Consider the following 10,062-nt stretch of genomic DNA (forward strand, 5'->3'; position numbering starts at 1 on the left):
GCCCAGGGGCACCCCACCCCCGTAAAGCCAGGCGCAGCCGATTGGCACTCCGCTTGACCGAGTGCTAACCGCCGTCCTAGTCTCGCTCCTGGCACTCCCCGTTGGAGAGTGCCAACAGCGACGGGCAGGTCCGGCACCCGCGACGACGGATCCACCTGGTCGCCACACCTAAGACTGTTAACCCCGTGAGATCTCCGAAGGGGGAGACCGGATCGTGACGACCACCAGCTCCAAGGTTGCCATCAAGCCGCTCGAGGACCGCATTGTGGTCCAGCCGCTCGACGCCGAGCAGACCACGGCCTCCGGCCTGGTCATTCCGGACACCGCCAAGGAGAAGCCCCAGGAGGGCGTCGTCCTGGCCGTGGGCCCGGGCCGCTTCGAGAACGGCGAGCGTCTGCCGCTCGACGTGAAGACCGGCGACATCGTGCTGTACAGCAAGTACGGCGGCACCGAGGTGAAGTACAACGGCGAGGAGTACCTCGTCCTCTCGGCTCGCGACGTGCTCGCGATCGTCGAGAAGTAATTCACCGCTTCACCTGCATCACCTGCTTCACCAGCAGATTTGCTTTTTGAGCTGCGCCCCTGGTCACCCCGCTGATTGCCGGGCGGCGAGGGGCGCGGTTCGTTCACCCGAGTTTTCGAGAGGGCTGAATCGCTCCCATGGCGAAGATCCTGAAGTTCGACGAGGACGCCCGTCGCGCCCTTGAGCGCGGCGTCAACAAGCTTGCCGACACGGTCAAGGTGACGATCGGCCCCCGCGGCCGCAACGTCGTCATCGACAAGAAGTTCGGCGCCCCGACCATCACCAACGACGGCGTCACCATCGCCCGTGAGGTCGAGGTCGAGGACCCGTACGAGAACCTCGGCGCCCAGCTGGTGAAGGAGGTGGCGACCAAGACCAACGACATCGCTGGTGACGGCACCACCACCGCCACCGTGCTCGCCCAGGCCCTGGTCAAGGAAGGCCTGCGCAACGTCGCCGCCGGCGCCTCCCCGGCCGCCCTGAAGAAGGGCATCGACGCCGCCGTCGCGGCCGTCTCCGAGGAGCTGCTCGCCACCGCCCGCCCGATCGACGACAAGGCCGACATCGCGGCCGTCGCCGGTCTGTCGGCCCAGGACCCGCAGGTCGGCGAGTTGATCGCCGAGGCGATGGACAAGGTCGGCAAGGACGGTGTCATCACCGTCGAGGAGTCCAACACCTTCGGCCTCGAGCTGGACTTCACCGAGGGCATGGCCTTCGACAAGGGCTACCTGTCCCCGTACATGGTGTCCGACCAGGAGCGTATGGAGGCCGTCCTCGACGACCCGTACATCCTGATCCACCAGGGCAAAATCTCCTCCATCCAGGACATGCTGCCGCTGCTGGAGAAGGTCATCCAGGCCAACTCCTCCAAGCCGCTCCTGATCATCGCCGAGGACGTCGAGGGCGAGGCCCTCTCGACCCTGGTCGTGAACAAGATCCGCGGCACCTTCAACGCCGTCGCGGTGAAGGCCCCCGGCTTCGGCGACCGCCGCAAGGCGATGCTCGGCGACATGGCCACCCTCACCGGTGCCACCGTCATCGCCGAGGAGGTCGGCCTCAAGCTCGACCAGGTCGGCCTGGACGTGCTCGGCACCGCCCGCCGCGTCACCATCACCAAGGACGACACCACGATCGTCGACGGCGGCGGCAACAAGGCCGACGTCGAGGGCCGCGTCGCCCAGATCAAGGCCGAGATCGACGCCACGGACTCCGACTGGGACCGCGAGAAGCTCCAGGAGCGCCTCGCGAAGCTGGCCGGCGGCGTCTGCGTCATCAAGGTCGGCGCCGCCACCGAGGTGGAGCTGAAGGAGAAGAAGCACCGTCTGGAGGACGCCATCTCCGCGACCCGCGCCGCGGTCGAGGAGGGCATCGTCTCCGGTGGTGGCTCCGCCCTGGTCCACGCCGTCAAGGTGCTCGAGGGCAACCTCGGCAAGGAGGGCGACGAGGCCACCGGTGTCGCCGTCGTCCGCCGCGCCGCCGTCGAGCCGCTGCGCTGGATCGCCGAGAACGCCGGCCTCGAGGGTTACGTCATCACCTCCAAGGTCGCCGAGCTGGAGAAGGGCTTCGGCTTCAACGCCGCGACCGGCGAGTACGGCGACCTGGTCAAGGCCGGCGTCATCGACCCGGTCAAGGTCACGCGCTCCGCGCTGGAGAACGCCGCGTCGATCGCTTCGCTGCTGCTGACGACCGAGACGCTGGTCGTCGAGAAGCCGGCGGAGGACGAGGGCGACGCGGGCCACGGCCACGGCCACGGTCACTCGCACTGACGTGCGCTCTCTCTGAACGCGCCGAGGCCCGGCTTCCCCTACTTGCGGGAAGCCGGGCCTCGGCTTTTTCGGGGGTGCGTCTGCCGGGTTGGTCCGCGTTGCCGGGTGCGGGCCGTGGTCCGTCCTCGCGCAGTTCCCCGCGCCCCTGACGGGGCCAGTGGTGCGCCCCGTTAGGGGCGCGGGGAACTGCGCGACCAGCCAAGAACAGATCCGCACCTGACAGGGCGGACCAGCCCGGCAGACGCGACCGCCCGCCAGAAAAGACCCTATTGAGGCCCGTACTTGCGCCCCGTGCGAGACGTGACGCCTCCCAGGAGGGCCCTCGGCGTCACCTTCACCAGGCCCATCAGGGCCTTGTAGCGCGGATCAGGGATGGAAACGGTCCGGCCCCGCGCCAAGTCGGCCAGCGCCGCCGCCACCAGCTTGTCCGCGTCCAGCCACATCCAGCCGGGAATGTTGGCCGTGCCCATCCCGGCCCGCTCATGGAACTCCGTACGGACGAAGCCGGGGCAGAGCGCCATCAGCCGCACCCCGCTGCCCGCGAGGTCCTTCGCCGCGCCCTGCGTGAACTGCACGACCCACGCCTTCGAAGCGCCGTACGTGCCGCGCGGCACGAAGGCGGCGACCGAGGCGACGTTCACGACACCGCCACGGCCGCGCTCCCGCATCGCCTCCGTGGCCGCCGACGTCAGCCGCAGCACCGCCTCGCAGTGCACCTTGAGCATGGTCAGCTCGTCGGCCATCGGCACCTCCAGGTACCGGCCCTTGTTGCCGAACCCGGCGTTGTTGATCAGCAGGTCCACCGCGTCCCTGCGGTCCGAAAGCCGCTTCTCGACGGCCTCGATGCCCTCGTCCGTCGCGAGGTCGGCGGTGAGCACCTCCGCCTCGATGCCGTGCCGGTCGTGCAGTTCGGTCGCCTGCTCGCGCAGCCGCTTGGTGTCGCGCGCCACCAGGACGAGGTTGTGGCCGTCACCGGCGAGGCGGCGCGCGAAGGCGGCGCCGATGCCCGCGGTGGATCCCGTAATCAGAGCCGTAGTCATGGGCCAAGGCTAGTGACCGGCGCGACCCGAAGCGCGCCCCGAAGTGCGACCCGAAGTGCGACCCAAAGGTACTACGCGACATTTCGCGCGGAGCCCAAGCTTCGCTTATGCTCGAACCATGATCGAGGCCCGTCATCTCCGTGTCCTGCGCGCCGTGGCCGCCACCGGCTCCTTCTCGGCCGCGGCCCGCGAGCTGGGCTGCACCCAGCCCGCCGTGAGTCAGCAGATGAAGGCCCTCGAATCCTCCACGGGCACCCCGCTGCTGATCCGCACCGGCCGTGAGATGCGCCTGACGCAGGCGGGCGAGGCCCTGGTCAGGCATGCCGCGGGCATTCTCGCCGGGCTCACCGCCGCCGAGGAGGAGGTCGCCGCCATCGCGGGCCTGCGCGCGGGCCGGGTGCGGCTCGTCTCCTTCCCCAGCGGCAGTTCGACGCTGGTGCCCTGCGCCCTCGCGGCGCTGCGCGCGGCCCATCCGGGTACGCGCGTCTCGCTCGTGGAGGCCGAGCCGCCGCGCTCGGTGGAGATGCTGCGCGAGGGCGACTGCGATGTGGCGCTGGCGTTCCGGTACGACGGCGCGTCCGCGGCGGAGGAGTGGGACGACCTCGTCGTACGGCCCCTGCTCGCGGACCGGCTCGTCGGTCTCGTCCCCGAGGGGCACCGGCTCGCGGAGGCGGACGCGGTCACCATCGGGGAGTTCGCCGACGAACCCTGGATCGCGGGCTGCCCGCGCTGCCGCAGGCAGCTGGTCGAGGTCTGTGAGAGTGCGGGCTTCGCGCCCCGGATCGACTTCGCGACCGACGACTATCCGGCGGTGATCGGCCTGGTCGGGGCGGGCCTGGGGGTCGCGGTGCTGCCCGAACTCGCGATCGAGTCGGTGCGTCCGAGGGGCGCCCGTACGGTGACGGTGGAGCCGGCGGTGCGGCGGGAGATCGTCGCGCTCACGCTGCCGGATCTGGCGCAGGTGCCGGCCGTCGCCGCCACCCTCGACCATCTCGCGCGAGCCGCGGCGCGCTGACGGAAAACCGCCCGTCCGGGCATGTGCTGACGGACAACCGCCCGTCCGGGCATGTGCAGAAACGTTCCTTCAGGGAGATGGCGCGGCGTCTCAGGGGTGCGTGATGGTTCTCCCGGCCGGTGAGGCCGACGCGGCCGCCGTCACCAGGCGATTGCGCGCCCGCCCCATCAGCTCCTCGCGCTCGTCCTCCGTCAGTCCGCCCCATACGCCGTACGGCTCGCGCACCGCGAGCGCGTGAGCGGCGCACTCCGCGCGCACCGGGCACCGCATGCAGACCTCCTTGGCGGAGTTCTCTCGTGCGCTGCGCGCCGCGCCCCGCTCGCCCTCCGGATGGAAGAAGAGCGAGCTGTCCACCCCGCGGCAGGCCGCGAGGAGCTGCCAGTCCCACAGATCTGCGTTCGGTCCGGGAAGGCGGGAGAAATCTGCCATTGCTGGTCCCCTTGAAGCCGTTCTGACGCGGGTCGGTGCCCATGACCGTACATCTACTGTCTAAGGAGATGAAAATATGACTCATTGCGAATCTAGCCACAGACACCGATAAAAGGGAAGAAAAGGCGCTAAATGGGGCATAGCTTGTGATGAAACCTTGAGGGTGTCCCGCACGCTCTGCGCTGTGTCCGCGCCCTCACGTAGAGTGCCGAAGATGGCTGACTGCCCCGTAACTCTTTCGGGTGACCGTCGTTGAGAGTGCGAGGCGGTTGAAAGAAGAAGCGCTCGGGCAGGTGTCCGAGAGCGTCAACCGCACAGGTGACGAATATGTACCAGCCTGGAGGCTCAAGGTGACGCGCAGCAGCTGTGAGAGCCGCGGAGGACAGTCATGACATCCGTCCTCGTCTGCGACGACTCCCCGCTTGCCCGAGAGGCGCTCCGCCGCGCGGTCGCGACCGTGCCCGGTGTCGAGCGCGTGACGACGGCGGCCAACGGCGAGGAAGTCCTCCGCCGCTGGGGCGCCGACCGCTCGGACCTGATTCTGATGGACGTACGCATGCCCGGCCTGGGCGGCGTCGAGACCGTCCGGCGGCTGCTCTCCGCCGACCCCGGTGCGCGCATCATCATGCTCACCGTCGCCGAGGATCTCGACGGGGTCGCGCTCGCGGTCGCCGCCGGTGCCCGCGGCTATCTGCACAAGGACGCCTCGCGCGCCGAGCTGCGCGCGACGGTCACGCAGGCGCTCGCCGACCCGACGTGGCGGCTCGCCCCGCGCAGACTGCGCTCGGCCGAGATGGGCGCCGCGCCCACGCTCACCGCGCGGGAGATCCAAGTCCTCGAGGGCATGAGTCACGGCCGGTCGAACGCGGAGATCGGACGCGAGCTGTTCCTCTCCGAGGACACGGTGAAGACGCACGCCAGGCGCCTCTTCAAGAAGCTCGGCGCCTCGGACCGGGCGCACGCGGTGGCGCTCGGATTCCGCTGGGGCCTGGTCCGCTGAGTGTGTCGCAGCGGGGGCCCGGCGCTCCCCGCCCGCCGACCGGTGGGCGGGGTGACCGGCGCCCGCGGCGCCCCTCCTCGGGAGCGGTTGCCGCCGCTTCGCGGCCGATGCCGCATCCTTGAGGTGTGGAGTTCCTCGGGGACGAGTCGATCGAGCGGGAGGGGAGGGCGCAGGAGATGAGTTCCGGCGCACCTGCTCATAACGCTTCAGTGCACAACTACGGACGCGGTGCCGCAGATCAGTCGCCACCAAGGCACCATGGACCGATGCGCGATGACAAGACGACGGTGATCGGTGCCCTCGTCCTTCGCGCCGTAGAGGGCGACCAGCAGGCCACGCACGACCTTCTCGCACACGTGCACCCCCTCGCGCTGCGCTACTGCCGCGCCCGGCTCTCCCGGCTGCCGGGTGATGCCCGCCACTTCGTGGAGGACCTGGCGCAGGAGGTCTGCGTCGCCGTCCTGCTCGCCCTGCCGCGCTACAAGGACACCGGGCGCCCCTTCGAGGCGTTCGTCTTCGCGATCGCCGCGCACAAGGTGGCCGACCTCCAGCGCGCGGCGATGCGCCGCCCCGGCTCCACCGCCGTGCCCTCCGACGAGATGCCCGAGCGGCCCGACGACTCGCTCGGCCCTGAGGAGCGCGCCCTGCTCAGCAGTGACGCGGAGTGGGCCAAGAAGCTCCTCGCCAACCTCCCGGAGAACCAGCGCGAGCTGCTGCTGCTCCGGATCGCCGTCGGCCTCACCGCCGAGGAGACCGGCCAGATGCTGGGGATGTCCCCGGGGGCGGTGCGGGTGGCCCAGCACCGGGCGCTGAGCCGGCTGCGGGCGCTCGCCGAGCAGTAACCGCAGGCGAAGACAGAGAGACGTACGAACGTACAAAGCTTGCCGATGATCTTGATCGTGGAATGAGACACCCTTCGTTCCCGTTAGCATGGACATCCGCACCGATCAAGGCCATTTGGGGAAGGTGTCATGACTGCAAACAGCGGTTCTTCGACTGGGGTGCCCGAGAAGTTCGCGACACTCGGGCTGACCTACGACGACGTGCTGCTGCTGCCGGGCGCGTCGGACATGGCGCCCGACCAGATCGACACTTCCTCGTACATCTCGAAGAACGTGCGAGTGAACGTCCCGCTGCTCTCGGCCGCGATGGACAAGGTCACCGAGGCCCGCATGGCGATCGCCATGGCCCGCCAGGGCGGCGTCGGCGTGCTGCACCGCAACCTCTCCATCGCCGACCAGGCCAACCAGGTCGACCTGGTCAAGCGCTCCGAGTCCGGCATGGTCACCGACCCGATCACGGTGCACCCGGACGCGACGCTCGCCGAGGCCGACGCGATCTGCGCGAAGTTCCGCATCAGCGGTGTCCCGGTGACCGACGCGGCGGGCAAGCTGCTCGGCATCGTCACCAACCGCGACATGGCCTTCGAGAACGACCGCAGCCGCCAGGTGCGCGAGGTCATGACGCCGATGCCGCTGGTCACCGGCAAGGTCGGCATCTCCGGCGTGGACGCCATGGAGCTGCTGCGCCGCCACAAGATCGAGAAGCTTCCGCTGGTCGACGACGCGGGCGTCCTCAAGGGCCTCATCACGGTCAAGGACTTCGTCAAGGCCGAGAAGTACCCGAACGCCGCCAAGGACGGGGAGGGCCGACTCCTTGTCGGCGCCGCCGTCGGTGTCGCGGGTGACGCCTTCGAGCGCGCCCAGGCGCTGGTCGCCGCGGGCGTCGACTTCATCGTCGTCGACACCGCGCACGGCCACTCCCGCCTGGTCGGCGACATGGTCGCCAAGATCAAGTCCGACGCCCCCGGCGTCGACGTCATCGGCGGCAACATCGCCACCCGCGAAGGCGCCCAGGCGCTCATCGACGCCGGTGTCGACGGCATCAAGGTCGGCGTCGGCCCCGGCTCCATCTGTACGACGCGTGTCGTCGCCGGTATCGGCGTGCCGCAGGTGACGGCCATCTACGAAGCGTCGCTCGCCGCCAAGGAGGCCGGTGTCCCGGTCATCGGCGACGGCGGCCTGCAGTACTCGGGAGACATCGCCAAGGCGCTCGTCGCCGGCGCGGACACGGTCATGCTGGGCTCGCTGCTCGCCGGTTGCGAGGAGTCCCCGGGTGAGCTGATGTTCATCAACGGCAAGCAGTTCAAGTCCTACCGCGGCATGGGCTCGCTCGGCGCCATGCAGTCCCGCGGTGACCAGCGCTCCTTCTCCAAGGACCGCTACTTCCAGGAGGGCGTCGCCTCCGACGAGAAGCTGGTGCCCGAGGGCATCGAGGGCCAGGTGCCCTACCGCGGCCCGCTCTCGGCCGTCGTCCACCAGCTGGTCGGCGGTCTGCGCCAGTCGATGTTCTACGTCGGCGGACGCACCGTCCCCGACCTCCAGGCCAACGGCCGCTTCGTGCGCATCACGTCCGCGGGTCTCAAGGAGAGCCACCCGCACGACATCCAGATGACGGTCGAGGCGCCGAACTACAGCCGTCACAAGTAGTCTTCCGGCTCCACGCGCGCGTGGAGGGGCGGTCCCGGCTCACCGGGGCCGCCCCTTCCGTGTGTGTCGGGGATACTGGACAGGCAGACCAAGAGGGAAAGGCCCCACAACGTGACTGAGATCGAGATCGGGCGCGGCAAGCGCGGCCGCCGCGCGTACGCCTTCGACGACATCGCCGTCGTACCGAGCCGGCGCACCCGCGACCCGAAGGAGGTCTCGATCGCGTGGCAGATCGACGCCTACCGCTTCGAGCTGCCCTTCCTGGCGGCCCCCATGGACTCCGTCGTCTCGCCGCAGACGGCCATCCGCATCGGTGAGCTGGGCGGCCTCGGCGTCCTGAACCTGGAAGGCCTCTGGACGCGGTACGAGGACCCGCAGCCGCTGCTCGACGAGATCGCCGAGCTGGACGCGGAGACCGCGACCCGCCGCCTCCAGGAGATCTACGCGGCCCCGATCAAGGCCGACCTCATCGGGCAGCGCATCAAGGAGGTGCGCGACTCCGGTGTGGTCACCGCCGCCGCGCTCTCCCCGCAGCGCACCGCCGAGTTCTCCAAGGCCGTCGTCGACGCCGGCGTGGACATCTTCGTGATCCGCGGCACCACCGTCTCCGCCGAGCACGTCTCCGGCGCCGCCGAGCCGCTGAACCTGAAGCAGTTCATCTATGAGCTCGACGTCCCGGTCATCGTGGGCGGCTGCGCCACCTACACCGCCGCCCTGCACCTGATGCGCACGGGAGCCGCGGGCGTCCTGGTCGGCTTCGGCGGCGGCGCCGCGCACACCACGCGCAACGTCCTGGGCATCCAGGTGCCGATGGCCACCGCCGTCGCCGACGTCGCCGCCGCCCGCCGGGACTACATGGACGAGTCCGGCGGCCGGTACGTCCACGTCATCGCCGACGGTGCCGTGGGCTGGTCCGGCGACCTGCCCAAGGCCATCGCGTGCGGCGCCGACGCCGTGATGGTGGGCTCCCCGCTGGCCCGCGCCACGGACGCGCCCGGCAAGGGCCACCACTGGGGCATGGAGGCCGTCCACGAGGACGTGCCGCGCGGCAAGAAGGTCCACCTGGGCACGGTCGGCACGACCGAGGAGATCCTCACCGGTCCCTCGCACATCCCGGACGGCTCGATGAACTTCTTCGGGGCGCTGCGCCGCGCGATGGCGACGACGGGCTACAGCGAGCTGAAGGAGTTCCAGCGCGTCGAGGTGACGGTCGCGGACGCGCAGCACAAGCGGTGACGTTGGCGCTGAGCGTGTGACGTTGTGAAAGGGCCCGGACGCGGAAGCGTCCGGGCCCTTTCACGCGCGCGTGGCTAAAGGCGCGTGGCTGAACGCGCGTGGCTAAAGCCGGTGGGCCGCGCCCGCCGGGGTCGCGCCCCTGGTGTCGAGGAGCAGCTGGGCCTTCACGGCCAGGCCTTGCAGGTCGTACGTGCGGTGGTGCTGGAGCAGGATCGTGAGGTCGGCGTCGGCGGCCGCTTCGTAGAGGGAGTCCGCGCGCGGGACGGGCCGGCCCAGGATGTTCCAGTGGGGGACGTAGGGGTCGTGGTAGCTGACGGCCGCGCCCAGCTCCATGAGGCGGGTCGCCACTTCCTGGGCGGGGGCGCCCTGCTGGTCGGCGAGGTCGGGCTTGTAGGTGACGCCGAGGAGCAGGACGCGGGCGCCGCGGGCGGATTTGCCGTGTTCGTTGAGCAGGGTCGCCGAGCGCTGGATGACGTACTGGGGCATGCGGTCGTTGACCTGCTGGGCCAGCTCGACCATGCGCAGGGGGCGGGCGCCGCGGGACGGGTTGGGGATGTCCAGGGG

The 10,062-nt window shown here is 70.0% G+C and carries 10 protein-coding genes; 7 read left to right on the top strand and 3 right to left on the bottom strand.

What is annotated here, in order from left to right:
• Positions 1-214 precede the first annotated feature (214 nt).
• Together groES and groL are read left to right on the top strand one after the other, a co-directional pair.
• Complete coding sequence (gene groES, locus GKQ77_RS19755) at positions 215-523, top strand: co-chaperone GroES (protein WP_017239619.1); 309 nt, start codon at positions 215-217, stop codon at positions 521-523.
• Positions 524-660: 137 nt separating this feature from the next.
• Entirely contained in the window at positions 661-2,289 is a 1,629-nt protein-coding gene (gene groL / locus GKQ77_RS19760; RefSeq protein ID WP_219690250.1) for a chaperonin GroEL, read from the top strand.
• Between the two features lie 266 nt (positions 2,290-2,555).
• On the opposite strand, the gene GKQ77_RS19765 is transcribed toward groL, so the two are convergent.
• Complete coding sequence (locus tag GKQ77_RS19765) at positions 2,556-3,329, bottom strand: SDR family NAD(P)-dependent oxidoreductase (protein ID WP_219690251.1); 774 nt, start codon at positions 3,327-3,329, stop codon at positions 2,556-2,558.
• Positions 3,330-3,447: 118 nt separating this feature from the next.
• Between GKQ77_RS19765 and GKQ77_RS19770 the strand changes: the two genes are divergently transcribed.
• Complete coding sequence (locus tag GKQ77_RS19770; RefSeq protein ID WP_219690252.1) at positions 3,448-4,344, top strand: LysR family transcriptional regulator; 897 nt, start codon at positions 3,448-3,450, stop codon at positions 4,342-4,344.
• Positions 4,345-4,434: 90 nt separating this feature from the next.
• On the opposite strand, the gene GKQ77_RS19775 is transcribed toward GKQ77_RS19770, so the two are convergent.
• On the bottom strand, positions 4,435-4,773 hold the full coding sequence (locus GKQ77_RS19775) for a WhiB family transcriptional regulator (protein ID WP_219690253.1): 339 nt from the start codon (positions 4,771-4,773) through the stop codon (positions 4,435-4,437).
• Positions 4,774-5,161: 388 nt separating this feature from the next.
• Between GKQ77_RS19775 and GKQ77_RS19780 the strand changes: the two genes are divergently transcribed.
• The 4 genes from GKQ77_RS19780 (at position 5,162) to GKQ77_RS19795 (ending at position 9,498) form a co-directional block, all read left to right on the top strand.
• Positions 5,162-5,773, top strand: coding sequence for a response regulator transcription factor (locus GKQ77_RS19780; protein ID WP_003948568.1), 612 nt, complete (start codon positions 5,162-5,164; stop codon positions 5,771-5,773).
• A 266-nt stretch (positions 5,774-6,039) separates the two neighbouring features.
• Positions 6,040-6,615, top strand: coding sequence for a sigma-70 family RNA polymerase sigma factor (locus GKQ77_RS19785; RefSeq protein WP_219690254.1), 576 nt, complete (start codon positions 6,040-6,042; stop codon positions 6,613-6,615).
• Between the two features lie 129 nt (positions 6,616-6,744).
• The gene (gene guaB / locus GKQ77_RS19790; RefSeq protein WP_219690255.1) at positions 6,745-8,262 is read left to right on the top strand and encodes an IMP dehydrogenase; all 1,518 of its coding nucleotides are present in this window, start codon (positions 6,745-6,747) and stop codon (positions 8,260-8,262) included.
• Positions 8,263-8,373: 111 nt separating this feature from the next.
• A complete protein-coding gene (locus tag GKQ77_RS19795) occupies positions 8,374-9,498 on the top strand; it encodes a GuaB3 family IMP dehydrogenase-related protein (RefSeq protein WP_219690256.1) in 1,125 nt (374 codons plus the stop codon).
• 102 nt (positions 9,499-9,600) lie between these two features.
• On the opposite strand, the gene GKQ77_RS19800 is transcribed toward GKQ77_RS19795, so the two are convergent.
• The coding region (locus GKQ77_RS19800; protein ID WP_308117718.1) for a UDP binding domain-containing protein at positions 9,601-10,062 on the bottom strand (462 nt) is incomplete at its 5' end.

The organism is Streptomyces anatolicus, assembly GCF_019400875.1.
GTDB lineage: Bacteria > Actinomycetota > Actinomycetes > Streptomycetales > Streptomycetaceae > Streptomyces > Streptomyces anatolicus.

What these genes read in the sequence shown, in the direction of transcription:
- GKQ77_RS19770 (WP_219690252.1), top strand. Translation starts at nt 3,448, where the DNA reads ATGATCGAGGCCCGTCATCTCCGTGTCCTGCGCGCCGTGGCCGCCACC.
- guaB (WP_219690255.1), top strand. Translation starts at nt 6,745, where the DNA reads ATGACTGCAAACAGCGGTTCTTCGACTGGGGTGCCCGAGAAGTTCGCG.
- GKQ77_RS19780 (WP_003948568.1), top strand. Translation starts at nt 5,162, where the DNA reads ATGACATCCGTCCTCGTCTGCGACGACTCCCCGCTTGCCCGAGAGGCG.
- GKQ77_RS19785 (WP_219690254.1), top strand. Translation starts at nt 6,040, where the DNA reads ATGCGCGATGACAAGACGACGGTGATCGGTGCCCTCGTCCTTCGCGCC.
- GKQ77_RS19775 (WP_219690253.1), bottom strand. Translation starts at nt 4,773, where the DNA reads ATGGCAGATTTCTCCCGCCTTCCCGGACCGAACGCAGATCTGTGGGAC.
- GKQ77_RS19765 (WP_219690251.1), bottom strand. Translation starts at nt 3,329, where the DNA reads ATGACTACGGCTCTGATTACGGGATCCACCGCGGGCATCGGCGCCGCC.
- groL (WP_219690250.1), top strand. Translation starts at nt 661, where the DNA reads ATGGCGAAGATCCTGAAGTTCGACGAGGACGCCCGTCGCGCCCTTGAG.